Source organism: Flavobacterium sp. WC2430 (assembly GCF_040822075.1).
GTDB lineage: Bacteria > Bacteroidota > Bacteroidia > Flavobacteriales > Flavobacteriaceae > Flavobacterium.
Map to the genome: position 1 here is coordinate 2,259,694 of NZ_CP162007.1, position 17,083 is coordinate 2,276,776.

At 35.7% G+C, this 17,083-nt stretch carries 15 protein-coding genes and 1 tRNA gene; 11 read left to right on the forward strand and 5 right to left on the reverse strand.

The window, feature by feature from the left end; translation table 11 throughout:
- Window positions 1-63 precede the first annotated feature (63 nt).
- Together purL and AB3G36_RS09915 are read right to left on the reverse strand one after the other, a co-directional pair.
- Window positions 64-3,717, reverse strand: coding sequence for a phosphoribosylformylglycinamidine synthase (gene purL, locus AB3G36_RS09910; RefSeq protein ID WP_367752266.1), 3,654 nt, complete (start codon window positions 3,715-3,717; stop codon window positions 64-66).
- A gap of 140 nt (window positions 3,718-3,857) precedes the next feature.
- Window positions 3,858-5,372: a hypothetical protein gene (locus tag AB3G36_RS09915; protein ID WP_367752268.1), complete on the reverse strand. Its 1,515-nt coding sequence runs from the start codon at window positions 5,370-5,372 to the stop codon at window positions 3,858-3,860.
- Between the two features lie 137 nt (window positions 5,373-5,509).
- Here AB3G36_RS09915 and AB3G36_RS09920 point away from each other — a divergent pair, with 137 nt between their 5' ends.
- The 4 genes from AB3G36_RS09920 to AB3G36_RS09935 all read left to right on the forward strand — a co-directional run bounded on the left by AB3G36_RS09920 (window position 5,510) and on the right by AB3G36_RS09935 (window position 7,953).
- Window positions 5,510-5,947 carry a PaaI family thioesterase gene (locus tag AB3G36_RS09920; RefSeq protein WP_367752270.1) on the forward strand — a complete coding sequence of 146 codons (438 nt, stop codon included), beginning with the start codon at window positions 5,510-5,512 and terminating at the stop codon, window positions 5,945-5,947.
- Window positions 5,947-7,032: an isochorismate synthase gene (locus AB3G36_RS09925; RefSeq protein ID WP_367752272.1), complete on the forward strand. Its 1,086-nt coding sequence runs from the start codon at window positions 5,947-5,949 to the stop codon at window positions 7,030-7,032. Before AB3G36_RS09920 ends, AB3G36_RS09925 begins: the two co-directional genes overlap by 1 nt.
- Window positions 7,033-7,086: 54 nt before the next feature.
- A complete protein-coding gene (gene bshB1 / locus AB3G36_RS09930) occupies window positions 7,087-7,803 on the forward strand; it encodes a bacillithiol biosynthesis deacetylase BshB1 (RefSeq protein WP_367752274.1) in 717 nt (238 codons plus the stop codon).
- A gap of 74 nt (window positions 7,804-7,877) precedes the next feature.
- A tRNA-His gene (locus AB3G36_RS09935) sits at window positions 7,878-7,953 on the forward strand.
- Between the two features lie 147 nt (window positions 7,954-8,100).
- Here the strand turns inward: AB3G36_RS09935 and AB3G36_RS09940 are convergent.
- From AB3G36_RS09940 to AB3G36_RS09950, 3 genes are all read right to left on the reverse strand, one after another.
- Window positions 8,101-9,117 carry a M28 family peptidase gene (locus AB3G36_RS09940; RefSeq protein WP_367752276.1) on the reverse strand — a complete coding sequence of 339 codons (1,017 nt, stop codon included), beginning with the start codon at window positions 9,115-9,117 and terminating at the stop codon, window positions 8,101-8,103.
- Window positions 9,118-9,137: 20 nt separating this feature from the next.
- Window positions 9,138-9,911 carry a dienelactone hydrolase family protein gene (locus AB3G36_RS09945; protein ID WP_367752278.1) on the reverse strand — a complete coding sequence of 258 codons (774 nt, stop codon included), beginning with the start codon at window positions 9,909-9,911 and terminating at the stop codon, window positions 9,138-9,140.
- A gap of 96 nt (window positions 9,912-10,007) precedes the next feature.
- Entirely contained in the window at window positions 10,008-10,460 is a 453-nt protein-coding gene (locus tag AB3G36_RS09950; RefSeq protein ID WP_367752280.1) for an Lrp/AsnC family transcriptional regulator, read from the reverse strand.
- Between the two features lie 225 nt (window positions 10,461-10,685).
- Between AB3G36_RS09950 and rocD the strand changes: the two genes are divergently transcribed.
- The 7 genes from rocD (at window position 10,686) to AB3G36_RS09985 (ending at window position 17,076) form a co-directional block, all read left to right on the forward strand.
- Window positions 10,686-11,936, forward strand: a complete 1,251-nt coding sequence (gene rocD, locus AB3G36_RS09955; RefSeq protein ID WP_367752282.1) for an ornithine--oxo-acid transaminase — start codon at window positions 10,686-10,688, stop codon at window positions 11,934-11,936.
- 10 nt (window positions 11,937-11,946) lie between these two features.
- A complete protein-coding gene (locus AB3G36_RS09960) occupies window positions 11,947-12,909 on the forward strand; it encodes an arginase (RefSeq protein ID WP_367752284.1) in 963 nt (320 codons plus the stop codon).
- A 417-nt stretch (window positions 12,910-13,326) separates the two neighbouring features.
- A complete protein-coding gene (glp, locus tag AB3G36_RS09965) occupies window positions 13,327-14,499 on the forward strand; it encodes a gephyrin-like molybdotransferase Glp (protein WP_367752286.1) in 1,173 nt (390 codons plus the stop codon).
- 8 nt (window positions 14,500-14,507) lie between these two features.
- Window positions 14,508-15,254 (forward strand): sulfite exporter TauE/SafE family protein, encoded by a 747-nt coding sequence (locus AB3G36_RS09970; RefSeq protein ID WP_367752288.1) that lies wholly within the window; start codon window positions 14,508-14,510, stop codon window positions 15,252-15,254.
- Between the two features lie 212 nt (window positions 15,255-15,466).
- Window positions 15,467-16,039, forward strand: a complete 573-nt coding sequence (locus AB3G36_RS09975) for a molybdenum cofactor guanylyltransferase (protein ID WP_367752290.1) — start codon at window positions 15,467-15,469, stop codon at window positions 16,037-16,039.
- 6 nt (window positions 16,040-16,045) lie between these two features.
- Window positions 16,046-16,843, forward strand: coding sequence for a uroporphyrinogen-III C-methyltransferase (gene cobA, locus AB3G36_RS09980; RefSeq protein ID WP_367752292.1), 798 nt, complete (start codon window positions 16,046-16,048; stop codon window positions 16,841-16,843).
- Window positions 16,840-17,076: a MoaD/ThiS family protein gene (locus tag AB3G36_RS09985; RefSeq protein ID WP_367752294.1), complete on the forward strand. Its 237-nt coding sequence runs from the start codon at window positions 16,840-16,842 to the stop codon at window positions 17,074-17,076. The genes cobA and AB3G36_RS09985 overlap by 4 nt, the downstream gene beginning before the upstream one ends.
- The last annotated feature ends 7 nt before the right edge of the window (window positions 17,077-17,083 follow it).

Genomic DNA, 17,083 nt, shown 5'->3' on the forward strand with positions numbered 1-17,083 from the left:
TAAATTTGTGCATAAAAAAAGCGCTCCTTTTCAGGAACGCTTTCTATATAATTAATAAAAAAATTATTTTTTCTCAATCCACAATCTTGCATTGACAAATGCTTCGTGCCAAGGTGAAACTTCATCGTTTCTACCCGCTGGATAATTTGCCCAGTTCCATTGAAAATTAGAACGCTCAATATGTGGCATCATTACTAGGTGACGACCTGTAGTGTCACATAACATAGCAGTATTGTAATCAGATCCATTAGGATTGGCCGGATATCCTTCGTATCCGTATTTCCCAACAATTTGATATTGGTCTTCGGATAATGGTAAGTTGAATTTTCCTTCACCATGCGAAACCCAAACTCCTAATGTTGCTCCAGCAAGGGTAGACAACATCACTGATTTGTTTTCTTGAACCGTTACAGATGTAAAAATACTTTCGTGTTTATGACTGTCGTTATGAAGCATTTTTCCATGCACTTCATGCTCTGGATTAATTACTTCTAATTCCATAAACAACTGGCAACCATTACAAATTCCAACGGATAAAGTGTCTTCTCTTTTGAAGAAGTTTTTCAAGGCTGTATTTGCTTTTTCATTGTATAAAAATGCTCCTGCCCAACCTTTGGCTGAACCTAAAACATCCGAATTAGAGAAACCACCAACGGCGCCTATAAACTGAATGTCTTCTAGTGTTTCACGTCCCGAAATCAAATCGGTCATGTGAACATCTTTTACATCAAATCCAGCAAGGTACATCGCATTGGCCACCTCACGCTCTGAGTTACTTCCTTTTTCACGGATAATAGCCGCTTTTGGACGTGGTTTTGAATCATCGATTACTGGTTTCTTTCCTGTAAAATGAGTAGGGAAAGTAAATTGTAACGCTTGATTTTTATAATTGTCGAAACGGGCTTGAGCCGTTCCGTTCTTCGCTTGTTTTTGGTCTAATAAAAACGAAGTTTTAAACCAAATGTCTCTGTATTTTGGAATGCTTAATCCACATGGGCCAAAGTCCAACGTTTCATCTGCAGTTACTGTTCCTAATTTATAGAAAGCAACTCCATTCCCATTTAATTTATTTTCTAAAGTAGCATCGTCTTTGGCTTGGAATACAAGACCAATATTCTCCGCAAAAAGGTATTTGATAATGTCTTTTTCTTCGAAAACAGAGAAGTCAATATTAGCACCTAGATTCACATCGGCAAAACACATTTCTAATAAAGTAGTAATCAAACCACCACTTCCGATGTCATGTCCAGCCAAAATTTGATTGTCAAGAATTAATTCTTGCATCGTATTGAAAGCATTTTTGAAAAAAGCAGCATCTTTAATCGTTGGTGCATCTTTTCCAATAGTGTTCAATGTTTGTGCAAACGAGGAACCACCTAATTTAAATTCGTCTTGTGATAAATTGATATAATAAATAGAACCACCGTCTCTTTGTAAAACAGGCTCTACTACTTTTCTAATGTCAATGCAATTTCCACCAGCCGAAATAATTACCGTCCCCGGTGCAATCACTTCTTCGTTTGGATAACGTTGTTTCATCGAAAGTGAATCTTTTCCTGTTGGAATGTTGATTCCCAATTCGATTGCAAAATTTGAACAACTTTCTACCGCTGCGTACAAACGAGCATCTTCGCCTTCATTTTTACAAGCCCACATCCAGTTAGCTGAAAGTGAAATTCCGTCCAAACCATTTTTGATAGGAGCCCAAACAATATTCGACAAAGCCTCAGCAATCGCTGTTCTACTTCCTGCAACAGGATCGATTAATGCCGCAACTGGTGAATGTCCTATTGAAGTCGCAACTCCTTCTATTCCTTGATAATCTAAGGCCATTACACCACAGTTATTCAATGGCAATTGTAAGGGGCCAGCCGTTTGTTGTTTGGCTACTTTTCCACCTACACAACGGTCTACTTTATTAGTCAACCAGTCTTTACAAGCTACTGCTTCTAATTGCAATACTTGCTCTAAATAGGTTGATATATTTTTTATGTTGTATTCTAAATCAGTATAGTTTCTGTCGATGTTTTTGTCGGTCATTACTACTTTTGGAGAACTACCAAAGAAGTCTTCCAAAGCATAATCCATAGGTTTAGCACCCGTAGTTTTTGATTCAAAAGTAAAACGATGATCTCCAGTTACATCACCTACTTGGTACATTGGAGAACGCTCTCTGTCAGCAATGCGTTGTAAGATATCAATGTCTTTGTGACCAATAACCAATCCCATTCTTTCTTGAGACTCGTTACCAATGATTTCTTTTGCCGAAAGGGTAGGGTCACCTACAGGTAATTTATCTAAATCAATTAATCCTCCAGTTTCTTCTACTAATTCCGAAAGGCAGTTTAAGTGTCCACCTGCTCCGTGATCGTGAATAGAAACGATTGGGTTGTTATCGCTTTCTACTAATCCACGAATGGCATTGGCAGCACGTTTTTGCATTTCTGGGTTCGAACGTTGGATCGCATTCAATTCAATTCCTGAACTAAAAGCACCCGTGTCAGCAGAAGAAACTGCTGCTCCACCCATTCCAATTCTATAATTTTCACCTCCTAGGATAACAATTTTGTCTCCCGGTTGTGGCTTTTTCTTGGTGGCTTGATCTAATTTTCCGTATCCAATTCCACCGGCTTGCATGATCACTTTGTCGAAACCCAATTTACGAGCGTCTTCTTCGTGTTCGAAAGTAAGGATAGAACCAGTGATTAACGGTTGTCCGAATTTGTTTCCAAAATCAGAAGCTCCGTTTGAGGCTTTTATCAAAATATCCATAGGTGTTTGGTACAACCATTTTCTTTCGGTCATGGCGTTTTCCCAAGGTCTATTTTCTTCTAGGCGAGAATACGAAGTCATGTAAACTGCAGTTCCTGCTAATGGCAACGAACCTTGTCCACCTGCTAAACGGTCGCGAATTTCTCCACCAGCTCCTGTTGCTGCTCCATTGAAAGGCTCTACTGTTGTTGGGAAATTATGTGTTTCTGCTTTTAAGGAGATAACCGAATCAAAGTCTTTTATTTCGTAGAAATCAGGTTTGTCAGCGCTTTTTGGCGCGAACTGTTGTACACGTGGTCCTTTTACAAAAGCCACATTATCTTTGTATGCCGAAACGATATCGTTCGGGTTTTCTTGAGATGTTTTCTTGATTAATTTAAATAAAGAAGAAGGCATTTCTTCCCCATCAATTACAAATGTTCCGTTGAAAATTTTGTGGCGACAGTGCTCTGAATTGGCTTGTGAGAAAGCAAAAACTTCAGAATCGGTTAATTTTCTACCTATTTTAATAGCTAGATTGTCCAAATATTCTACTTCTTCTGGACTTAAAGCCAAACCTTCAGACTGGTTGTAAGCCGCAATATCGTCAATGTCTAAAATTGCTTCGGGCTCGATATTGATCGTGAAAATAGCTTGATTTAACTCGGCGTATTTTTGCGAAAGCATAGGATCAAAATCAGAAAAATCAGCCGTAGCATGATGAAATTCTTCGATTCTAATGATTCCAGAAATACCCATATTTTGAGTAATTTCCACAGCATTAGTGCTCCAAGGCGTAATCATAGTGGCGCGTGGACCAACAAAAAAATCCGTCAATACGGATTTTTCTATTTTATTTGAATTGGCAAAAAGCCAGTTTAATTTTGAAATGTCTTGAGCCGAAATTTCGTTTTGCGTTTGTACTGCAAAAACAGTTTTGCTTTGGTTTTCAAAGAAATGGATCATTGTTGTGTAGTTTGTTGTATTACGGTGCAAATTTAGTTTAAAAAAGTAGTAAGAGCAAATGTGAAATACAAAGTATTTCATAAAATACCACAATTCATAAAATGCCGAAAATCTACTGTTTTAAATTTCTAAATAACCTTTTATTTAGGAAAAGACATAGATTGAAAAGCACCTAAATCTGGCGGAGTAGTTCTTGTATTTCCAATGATATCCAGCGGAATCAAATAGGCCGAATTCCCTTTTGCGAAAGCGCTAGAAGATACGTCAATATTGAGTTTGTTAAGATTAACATTGAAAAACTTTGGACTTTGATTCAAAATAATTCCATTGTAATGCACAGGATCGGTTGCAAATTGGTAAAGTGAATTGGTATTAGAACTGTCAAATTTTACTAAGCAATTATTGAATTGATACTCAAATGTACCTGTACCACTTTTGTTAATCGCGATTTCATTGGTATAAGAACCATAGATGATACAGTTGTTAAAAGTGGCTTGGGTGAGGTCTTTCGTTTCTGGCGTTGCTCCCGAAATAGAATTGTCTATTGTGACTGCCAGCTGAGAGGAACTGTTCCAATTGTTGTTAAATGTGGAATGTGTAAATTTATAATCGCCACCATAGGAGCAGGCCAAACTAGCTAAACCAGCTGAGTTGATCACTATATTTTCACCTACTATTTTCCCTGTTTGAGCCAAAATACCATAGGTAGAAGAGTCGTAAATTTGGGTATTTTTGATAGAAGTAGTTGTTCCATCATTGTTTTGTATCAGTAATCCAATCGTAGCATTTTTAATTGTTAGATGGTTTATCAGATTGTTTGTGCTTCCACTACTGAGCCAAATAGTACCCCATTGACCAGGTACATCATCATATTGGGGTTCCAATCGGTCGCCTTCAAATACCACTTCTTTTTCTAAGTTGGCCGTAGTCGATTTTCCTCCGTTAATATTAATAGAAGCATTGTTGGCTACTATTAAACCAGAATTGGCATGAAAATAAACCCTGCTTCCTGGATTAAAAACGGCGGTTTTACCAGTTGGAACGGCTGCATAACCATAAATAACGTAGGGCTTTTTATTGTTGAAAATAAGTTCATTACCGTTTATGGGATCGTTTTCCTCGAGGTAAAACCCTTCTATTTGTTGATCTCCTATAGGCAGTGTCTCGGTAGTTCCATCAGCAAGACGTTTGGGATATAGAAAAACGGCATCTTGGATTAGCGTAACGAGTGCTACTTTTTGTTCATTTTGGCCACTATCAAATTGAATTTGGTCAGTGTATAAAAAATCAGTTGGATTCGCATCCGTAATTGCAGCTGTTGTTTCGATAAAAATATATAAACTGTCTTTGGCTAAAAGGGTAACATTAGAAAATAGTTTACCATCATTTCCTTGCATTCCGTCGACGGTCAAGCGGTATTTTGAGTTTAGGCCTTTGCCTAGTTGTATGCTTGGAATGTTAATATCGTTTTTGCTGTGGTTGTATACTTTAAGTCGGTAGGTACTAGAACCAATGTTTGTAAAAACGGTATCCAGATAAATGGTGTCCTTTGAAAATGCTAAATCTCCTGTACTTAGAACGGTCTCAAAATCGGATCGACAGGAACAGATGGAGATGAATATTCCAATAAAAAACAAGAATTTGATGGGACGCATTGTGATTAATTTTTGTAAAAATAGGGAAAATCTTATTTGCATGTTATGGGTTTGTCAAATTTGAATTTAGAATAACCACTGCATTTGTTATTTTATGACTCATCTTTTATTTAATTTTACATTTTAAAGCTAAAAATATGACCTTCGATAAAGATAAAATCCTAAATTATTGCAATCAAATTTCCGAAAACACTTTGATGAGCACTTTAAATATCACTTATACAGATGCTGGTGAAGATTATCTAGTTGCCACAATGCCAGTAAATCCATCAGTACACCAACCAATGGGATTGTTGCATGGTGGAGCATCAGTAGCATTGGCTGAAAGTGTGGGAAGTGCTGCTTCGATGTTATACGTAAATGCTGATGTAAGCGAAGTGCGCGGAATAGAAATTTCCGCCAATCATTTGAAAGCAAAACGAGACGGAATGGTGACGGCAACTGCAAAAATAGTTCATAAGGGACGTAGCATTCATCTTTGGGAAATACGCATTACAGATGAAAGTGATAACTTGATTTCGCTTTGTAAATTGACAAATATGATTTTGCCAAAAAGAAAAATGGAAGGTAAATAATGGAATTAATTTTAGATAAAGCCAAGCGTCAATTCACACAAAAACTACCTTTTGTACTCTATTGTAAACCCAATTCAGATACCGTAATTGGGCTTTTTCAGCAAAATGATGATTTGTATAAACTCAATGATTTTAACGAAAAGGGATTCGTTTTTGCTTCTTTTGATGGCAATCAAAACTATTTGATTCCAGAAAATCAGTCCAAAAGAGAAAGTGTTATTTGGGAGAAAAAAAGAGCGATTGTTGCCGAAGTCATAGGTAGTAATGTGGATGAAGAAGCTAAAATTAACTTTGAAAAGTTAGTATGCAAAGGAATCCAAGCTATAGAAAGGGATGAATTTAAAAAAGTGGTTTTGTCTCGAAAAGAGATTCTGGAGCTAGACGATTTCCAATTTGAAACTGTTTTCGAAAATTTAGTGCAGCAGTATCCTTCTACTTTTGTCTATTGTTTTTACCATCCAAAAGTAGGCATGTGGCTTGGTGCTACCCCCGAACAGTTATTGAAAGCCAATAAAAATAGTTTTGAGACGATCGCTTTGGCAGGTACTCAAAAAGACATGGGTTTGGCTGAGATTGTATGGGAGAATAAAGAAAAGGAGGAACAACAAATTGTGACCGACTATATCGTTAATAAACTCGAAAATGTGGCTACAGAAGTTATAGTTTCGAAACCTTATAGTATAAAAGCGGGAAGCATCTGGCATATAAAAACAGATATTTCGGGCGTATTGAATGCCGATTTTAGTTTGCAACAAGTGGTTTGTTTATTGCATCCTACACCCGCTGTTTGTGGTTTGCCCAAAGAAAAAGCAAAAGCCTTTATTTTGGAAAATGAAAACTATGATAGGGATTTTTATACAGGATATTTGGGAGAATTGAATTATAGTTTTGCTACTGATTCGGGAAGCACCGATTTATTTGTTAATTTGCGATGCATGCAAGTAGAAGTGGATTCAAAGAAAAAAGAGGCTAGGGCTTATTTGTATATGGGTTGCGGTATCACAAAAGATAGTGTGCCTGAGAAGGAGTGGAATGAAAGTAGCAATAAATCAACGACCATGAAGAAAGTGTTGATTAGAAATTAGAAGGGTGTAAGGGAAACTTTAAACCTGAAACAAAAGAAACTTTAAATAAAAAAAATGAAACTAGATATATTAGCTTTTGGAGCGCATCCTGATGATGTAGAATTGGGTTGTGCAGGAACGATATTAAAAGAAATTTCCTTAGGGAAAACAGTTGGGATAATTGATTTGACAAGAGGAGAATTAGGGACCAGAGGTTCTGCGGAAATTAGAGATAGTGAAGCGAATGCCGCCGGAAAAATTTTAGGAGTTTCAGTTCGTGAAAATCTTGAAATGCGTGATGGCTTTTTTGTCAATGATGAAAAGCATCAATTAGAAATTATTAAAATGATTCGCAAGTACAAACCAGAAATTGTATTGTGCAATGCCATTGATGATCGCCATATTGATCATGGAAAAGGGAGTAAGTTGGTATCGGATGCTTGTTTTTTATCGGGACTAATAAAGATAGAAACAGTTTTAGATAACGAAAAGCAAACAGCTTGGAGACCTAAGTTAGTGTATCATTATATTCAATGGAAAAATATCGAACCTGACTTTGTAGTGGACATAACCGGATTTACCGATAAAAAAATCGAATCCATTTTAGCGTACCGTTCCCAATTTTATGATCCAGATTCTAATGAACCCGAATCTCCAATTACGTCCAAAAACTTCTTAGAAAGCTTGAATTACCGCTCTAGAGATTTAGGAAGACTTGCAGGGGTAGATCATGCTGAAGGTTTTACTGTAGAAAGATATTTGGCAGTCAATAGCTTAGGAGATTTGAAGTAAATTTGCTGTAAATTTTTAAAAAAAACTTTTGCAGAAGTAAACTTTAGTTGTATATTTGCCACCGCTAAGCAAATGGTGGTTGTAGCTCAGTTGGTTAGAGCATCGGTTTGTGGTACCGAGGGTCGCGGGTTCGAGCCCCGTCTCCCACCCAGAAAGCAAAAGCCTTGAAGAAATTCAAGGCTTTTTTTGTGGAATAAAGGCAACGAAAATGAGCTTTGAATTTCTTCAAAGCTCTTTTCAATTTAGGACAAGTACTTAGCTCACTGGAACGCTAGTAAAAGCGAGGATAGGTACTACTTATTTTTTATCTACAACAGGTCGGTTTTCACGATTTGCAAGATCCCAAGCGATAGTAAATGCAAGTTGGGCTCTTTTGGCCAAAGCATCGTATTCAATCTTGTCAGGAGTATCTGTATTTTTATGGTAATCAGCATGAACACCATTGAAAATAAATACAGATGGAATGCCATGTTTAGCAAAGTTATAATGATCTGAGCGCTCGTAGAAATGATTTGGATCAGCAAGATCATTGTATTTGTAATCGATATCCATTTTAGTGTATTTAGCGTTTGCCAAAGTACAAATGGCATCCAAATCACTTGATAAACGATCTGCACCTATTAAATAGATATAGTTATTTGTGTTTGCATGTTCAACATCACGACGTCCAATCATATCAATATTAATATCGGTAATCGTGTTCTCAAAAGGGAATAAAGGATGTTCAGAATAATAACTGGAACCTAGTAATCCGTGCTCTTCACCAGTTGCATGAAAAAACAGGATAGATCGCTTAGGTCCGTGTCCTTCTTTTTTGGCTATTTCGAATGCTTGTGCGATTTCTAATAAGGCAACTGTTCCAGAGCCATCATCGTCGGCACCATTGTACACATCACCATTTTTAACCCCTACGTGGTCGTAATGGGCTGAGACTACAATCACCTCGTCTGGTTTCTCAGAACCTTCGATAAAAGCCCAGATATTTTCAGAACTGTTTAATTTGTCACCGTATCTTTTGTTTAAGGCTTCAGCAGGTACATTTTGAAAAAAGCTCGTTGCACCTTTGGGGAAAGAAATGTTATTTTTTTTGTATTGACTGATCAGGTATTGACCGGCTTTCTTTTGTCCTGTAGAACCTGTTTCACGTCCTTCCATTGAATCGGCAGCTACGATGTAAAGATGTGTTTTTAATTCAGATGCCGTAATAGTATTCATGTATTTTGTAGGGTTGCTGTTGTCTTGTTCAACAGCTGTTTTTGCACTGGAGCATGAGAATGCTACAGCTAATGCAAAAAAAGAAATTACTTTTTTCATTTATGAAATATTGGTTGTTATTATTTTTTTAGGACTTCGTTTAGGAAAAGTTTCAAATGTTCGAAAGAACGTTTGGCCGCTTTTTCATTGTAAGCTGCTCCTTTAGAATTATCATTTCCATATTCAGGATTGGTAAAACCGTGCACAGCATTAGCATAATAAATCATTTGCCAGTCGGCTTTCGTATCACGCATTTCTTGTTGGAATGCAGTAATTTCTGCTGCAGATTCATAAGGATCATCTGCACCATGACAAACTAAAACTTTGGCATTAATAGGCTCAGTAGGTCTAGCCGCATCTTTTGCTAATCCGCCGTGGAAAGACACGACACCTTTTACATTGATATGTCCGCGAGCCGCTTCCAGCGCTCCCGTACCACCAAAACAATATCCTATAACTACTATATTATCTGGGTTTGCACCCGCTTTAATAAGTTGGTTTAAGGCCAATGAAATTCTTTTTTGGTATTCGGTGTAGTTGGTTTTATAATAACCGGCACTTTTTCCTGCTTCAGCATTGTCATTAGGATAATTTCCTTCTCCATAGATATCAGCAATAAAGGCATAGTACCCTAAGCTTCCTAAGCTAGTGGCGATGTCTTTGGATGCTTTATCGATTCCTTTCCAAGCGGGGAGAATCAGAATTCCTGGTTTTTGAATGCTTTTTTTTGAAGGTGCGATTTCAAAACCATTTAAAATTTGTGCTCCATCTTTATAAGTCACTGCTTTTAACTGGGCAAAAGCACCATTAGAATAAATTAAGATTCCTAAAACTAAAAACTTTATATTTTTCATAGTTGTTATATTTTACACAAATATCTGAATTTATTTGTTATTTTTTTAAATTAGGAACTCATTTTCAACTTTTAGGGCAATCTATTTTTATTATGATTAAAGGCTTATGTTTCTTTTGAATGCACAACCCAGTTCTATCATGGAATCTGTTTTTGCAATTCCTTGAATGGTGTCGATTTTTTCATACAGTAATTTTCTCATGTGTTCATGATCAGTAGCAATCATTTTTATGTATAAAGTAAAAGAACCAGTAATGTAATAACATTCAGTTACTTCAGGTATTTTTTTTAACTCTTCAATAACTCTGCTGGAATCCTCGTCTTTATTTAGTGTGATTCCGGTGAATGCACCCCAATCGTAACCAATTTTTTTTTCGTTTATTATGGGTTTGATTCCGGTTATTATCCCTTGATCGAATAAACGGTTGATGCGCTGATGAACCATTGTATTTGAGATTTTTAAAGCTGTAGCAATTGCAGAATAGGCCATTCGCCCATCTTTTTCTAACTCTTTGATGATTTTTATGTCGAATTCATCTAATACATCCATGGAATTTATTTTTTTGATTATAAATGCGTATTTTTATGAGTCTAAATGTAGTTATTATTTTTTATAAATCAATAAATGTAAATTTGTTATAATGACTTTTTTAATATCATTATTAATTAAAATTAACTTTAATACCTGTATATTAAGTCAAATTTACGTTTTTATTATTGTTTAATAAAAAAATATTTGTAGATTTGTGCTTTAAGAACGCAAAAAAAAGACATCATGGAACAAACGAATCAAACACTTTCTTCAAAATCGGAAGCATTAATAGAAAAAGAAAATAAATACGGGGCTCATAATTATCACCCTTTACCAGTTGTTCTTGACAGAGGAGAAGGCGTTTTTGTTTGGGATGTAGATGGAAAAAAATATTTTGATTTTTTATCTGCTTATTCAGCAGTAAATCAAGGGCATTGTCATCCGAAAATTGTGGGAGCTATGGTGAAACAAGCGCAAACATTGACGTTGACTTCACGTGCTTTTCATAATGATCAATTGGGAGTTTATGAAGAATATATAACTAAATACTTTGGTTTTGACAAAGTGTTACCAATGAATACGGGTGCCGAAGCGGTAGAAACGGCTTTGAAATTATGTAGAAAATGGGCATATGAAGTAAAAGGAATTCCAGAAAATCAAGCACAAATTATTGTTTGTGAAAACAATTTCCACGGAAGAACTACTACCATTATTTCTTTCTCAAATGATGAAGGAGCACGTAAGAATTTTGGTCCTTTTACAGCAGGATTTATAAAAATACCATATGATGATACAGATGCATTAGAAAAAGCATTAAAATCAACTACAAATATTGCTGGATTCTTGGTTGAACCGATTCAAGGAGAAGCGGGTGTTTATGTACCAACAGATGGTTATTTGGCGAAAGCCAAAGCACTTTGTGAAGCGCATAATGTATTGTTTATTGCTGATGAGGTACAAACAGGAATTGCACGTACTGGAAGGTTACTAGCTGTGAATCATGAAGACGTACAACCAGATATTCTTATTTTAGGAAAAGCAATTTCTGGAGGTGTTTATCCAGTATCTGCTGTTTTGGCAAATAATGAAATAATGAATGTAATTAAACCAGGTCAACATGGATCTACTTTTGGTGGTAATCCTGTTGCAGCTGCTGTTGCTATTGCAGCTCTTGAAGTGGTACGTGAAGAAAACTTGGCACAAAATGCTGCCTTTTTAGGAATTCTTTTAAGAACTGGTTTGAATGAAATTGCTGCTAGAAACCCATTGATTACATTGGTTCGTGGTAAGGGATTGCTAAATGCTATTGTGATTGATTGTGATGAAGAATCAGATTTAGCTTGGCAAATTTGCTTGAAATTTAGAGATTATGGTTTATTGGCTAAGCCAACACATGGTAACAAAATTAGATTAGCACCACCATTAGTGATTACAGAATCTCAAATTCATGAGTGTCTTGCTATTATCGAACAAGCATTAAACGATTTCAGATAATCAAACTATAATGGAAAGAGCTATAAAATTAATTAAAAATCGTTCTGATATTGGAGCTGGAACTCGTGGCTCTGACTTAGGAGTGGATGCCATTGAAATTGCTGCTATCAATAAAAATAGTGATTATTTTAATCGGTTTCCTTTTGAAGATGTTAAGACTCACAATGAGAGTATTTACGATAAGAATAAAAATGATTTTGCCAAAAGAATCGAGCATGTTGTAGAACAATGCACGAGGGTGAGTTATGCTGTAAAACATAATTTAGAAGCCAATTATTTCCCCATCGTTTTGTCTGGAGATCACTCCTCGGCACTAGGTACAATAAGTGGTATTAAAGCGGTTTATCCTAAAAAAACGATAGGTGTTATTTGGATTGATGCGCATGCCGACTTGCATTCTCCCTATACTTCTCCTTCGGGAAATATTCATGGAATGCCTTTGTCTGCTGCACTTTCAGATGATAATTTAGATTGTCAAATCAATGAGATTTCTTCGGAAACCAAAAAACATTGGGAGGACATGAAAAATATTGGTTGCCCTGGTGCTAAAATTGATGCAGGGAACCTTATCTATTTTGGTGTTCGCGATACCGAAGAAGCAGAGGAAAAACAAATAGAGAAGTTGAAAATCAGGAACTATATGGTTGCTGAGGTACGTTACAGAGGTTTGCAAACTTGTGTAAAAGAAGCCTTGGCTAAATTAGCTAATTGTGACATGATTTACATTTCTTTTGATGTGGATTCCATGGACTGTGATATGATTTCTTATGGTACAGGAACTCCAGTATCTAAAGGTTTTGATCAATATGAAGTGATTGAAATCATCAATCAAATTGTGAAAAGTAAAAAAGTCGTTTGTTTAGAAGTTGTTGAGGTGAATCCTTTGTTAGATACCAAAGGGAATAAAATGGCCGAAACAGCATTTGAAGTATTAGAACAAGTTACAGAAACAATTGATTTGTGGATTGCATAAATTTTTAATTATAAATATATAAATCCCCAAAGTCTAGTTGTAGATTTTGGGGATTTTTTATGCTCTTTAGCCACGGATTCGTAAATTAATTTATTGGTATTATGAGTTTTACTGTAAATTATTTTTTGGTCATTAATTTACCGCCTCTTTATATAGTTAAATGAAAAACTGTAAAAATAGGTGGCTTTTAACTTTTATCCATGGATTCGCTGATTATTTGTTTCTAATAGTATTCATTTTTCTTTATTAAAGATTTGTCAGCATCAAAAGCACTATATTCCCTTTTTCGTAATTTAAACGATATAAATTGCTCTTAATTCATTTCGTTGTATTTAAAAGTTAATTCCTATTTTAGCTTAACAGATTTATATATATTTGTAGTAAGTATTTTTACGTAGTTTTTAAAATTTAGTTTTTATGATTCAAGTAGATCATGCCTTGTCGATTATAGCAGAGAACAGTAGTAAAATGCCTGTAAAGAAAATTAAAGTGGGTAAGTCACTAGGGTTTATTTTGGCGGAAGCCATTTATTCTCCTATAGATATGCCGCCCTTCCGACAATCGGCAATGGATGGATATGCGTTTGTACATAGTGAATTGTCGACATTTTCTGTGGTTAGTAGTTCGCAAGCAGGAGATTATTCTAATTTAAAACTAGGACTAAACGAAGCAATTAGAATATTTACGGGAGCTTATGTTCCGGATGATGCTAATACGGTGGTAATGCAAGAGCATACCACTGCAACTAAAGATTCAATCCATATTGACAAATTACCAGTTCCCTTCTCAAATGTTAGAAATAAGGGGGAACAAATAGAAAAGGGGAAATTAGTTTTAGATAAAAATACAATTATAACACCTGCTGCAATTGGTTTTTTTGCTTGCTTGGGCATTTCGGAAATCAAAGTGTATTCGAAACCAAAAATAGCGATTTTGGTCACAGGTAATGAACTGGTAAAAGTGGGTAAGAAATTACCTAAAGGAAAAATATACGAAAGTAATTCGGTGATGCTAGAAGCAGCATTAAAAGAAGTTGGAATAAAGAAAACAACCATTTTTAGAGTAAAAGACAATTTAAAGGCGACGTCAAAAATGGTCGAAAGTTGTTTGGCTCATTTTGATGTGATTCTTATTTCTGGTGGAATATCCGTTGGAGATTATGATTTTGTCAAAGAAGCTCTGTTGCAAAATGGAGTAGAGGAGTTGTTTTATAAAATAAATCAAAAACCGGGAAAACCTTTGTTTTTTGGTAAAAAAGAAGAAAAATTAGTTTTTGCCTTGCCGGGAAATCCTGCTTCTTCTTTAACTTGTTTTTATGTGTATGCGTTACCAGCGTTAAAAAAGCGTTTGGGATTCACGGATATTCATTTGCCAAAAATGAACCGAAAAATAACGACCAATTTTCAGAATAATACAGGCAAGACATTATTTTTAAAAGGATTTTACGATGATGATTGTGTGACTGTTTTAGAAAGTCAGAGTTCAGCGATGTTGAACACTTTTGCGGTTGCCAATTGTTTTATTTATGTGCCGCATACGGTGGTAGATATTCAAGAAAATCACGAAGTACAAATTATTCCCTTTAATTAATTTAAGAAATGGATTTAATAGCAACAGATCATTTACTTTTATTTTGTATCGCTCTTGCGGTTATCGCCTTTCTGTATTCTAGTGTGGGTCATGGTGGAGCATCGGGTTATTTGGCACTAATGGCTCTTTTTGCAGTACCTATTGTGGTGATGAAACCATCGGCTTTGCTGTTGAATTTATTTGTTTCTAGTATATCGTTTTTATTTTATTATAAAATGGATTTCTTTCGACCTAAACTCTTTTATCCTTTTGCGATAGCATCCGTTCCTGCCGCATTTTTGGGAGGTTATATAACATTAGACAGTGCCATTTATAAAGTGATATTGGGAGTTGTACTTGTTTTTGCTGCCTTTCGATTATTAGGGTTTTTCTCTTCGAAAGAAAAAGAACTGACTGCAATAAATATTCCATTGGCTTTGGCTTGTGGAGCCACAATCGGACTATTATCAGGAATGTTGGGGATAGGGGGCGGAATTATTTTAAGTCCGATTCTTTTATTACTAGGATGGGCAACGATAAAAGAAGCGGCAGCAATTTCTAGCTTATTCATTTTTGTAAATTCATTGGCGGGGATTTCGGGTTATGTTTTTGGAGGAAAATCGTTTCCTGTTGAAAGTTTTTATTTTGTTCCTGTAGCGATTCTTGGCGGAATCTTAGGGGCCTATTATGGAAGTGGATATTTTTCGAATAAAACGTTGAAATATGTTTTAGGTACGGTGATTTTGTTAGCAAGTGTGAAGTTGATTTTTCCGTGAGAAGAGAAGGAAGATGAAAGAGGCAAGATGAAAGAGGCAAGATGAAAGAGGCAAGATGAAAGAGGAAAGAGGCAAGATGAAAGAGACAAGAGAATAGAAGATTTGAATATCTATAAACTATGGAATAAAGAATAAGAATAGAAATAAAAAATAGTTAAAGAGAATAAAGAATAAGAATAGAAATAAAAAAAGTTAAAGTGAATATTTAAAAAATGAAAACAATAGCAGTATCAATTCTTTGTGGTGGCAAAAGTAGCCGAATGCAGTCCGAAAAAGGATTGGCACTTTATCAAGGGATTCCTTTTATTGAGCACATTATAAAAGCGGTTTTACCTTTTGCAACCGAGATACAATTGATTACCAATACTACTGATTATGATTATTTGGAGTATAAAAAAATAAAAGATATTGAATTGGACAAAGGTCCTATTGGCGGAATTTATTCGGCTTTGACACATTCTAGTTCCGAATTAAATTTGATAGTTAGCTGTGATGTTCCTTTAATTTCAACTGAGTTGTTACTAGAGTTGCTGGAAAAACACCAAGAGAATGCAACAGTTACAGTATTTGCCGACAGGGAGCGCATTCATCCTTTGATAGGGATTTATTGTAAAAAAGTACTACCAATTTTAAAAGACGCTATTGTCAATTCTAATTTAAGAATGATGGAAATGATACACAATGTAGACGCTCAAATTATTAAAGTGGGCGATGATAAAAGCAATCAATTTCGAAATATAAATACGATTGCCGAATTAAATGAACTGAATACCAATTTATCCTAGAGCAAAATGAAAAAAGTACATACACCAAAGTTAACCATCGTAGGGGCTGGGCCTGGAGATGTAGATTTGATTACAATTAAAGCTGTAAAAGCATTAGAAACTGCCGATGTAGTTTTGTATGATGCGCTGGTGAACGAAGAATTATTAAGTTATGCTCCGCAAGCTGAAGCTATTTTTGTAGGCAAGCGTTTTGGATGTCATGCGTACAGCCAAGATCAAATCAATGAACTGATTGTTGTCATGGCTAAAAAATACGGACATGTAGTGCGCTTGAAAGGGGGCGATCCATTCGTTTTTGGAAGAGGAAGTGAAGAAATAGAATACGCACAGCAATTTGGTTTAGAAACGGCTATTGTACCTGGAATTTCATCCGCATTAGGTGTGCCTGCTTCTAATGGAATTAGTTTAACGCAACGCAAAGTATCCGAAAGTTTTTGGGTAATTACAGGAACAACATCCGATCATAAGTTGTCTAAGGATGTGAGCTTGGCTTCTCAATCGTCTGCTACAGTTGTTATCTTGATGGGGATGCATAAACTAAATGAAATTGTAACTTTATACCAAAATAACCGAACAGATGATTTGCCTATTGCTATTATTCAAAACGGAACTACCGCTTCACAAAAAAAAGTTAGCGGAAAAATAAGCTCTATTTTGGAATTAGTTAAAGAACAGGAATTGGCTTCGCCAGCGATAATTATCATTGGAGAAGTGGTGGGACATACGTCAAAATTGACTTCCTTTGTTAAAGAAGAAGAGATGGAGGACGAGTTCATTTTGCAAAATTTAAATGAAATAGCATGATTACGATAAAATATTTTGGTGCCATTGCCGAGAAAGCAAAAACCGAAGGAGAAGCATTTCCTTTTTCGAATCAATCGTTGCAGGATGTAATTAACACATTAGATCAAAAACACGAATTGAGCACGCTTTCTTATAGCATTGCAGTGAACCAAAAAATAATTCAAGACACCAAGTCTTACCTTTTAGAAAGCAATGATATTGTTGCTTTATTGCCTCCTTTTGCGGGAGGTTGATTAAACT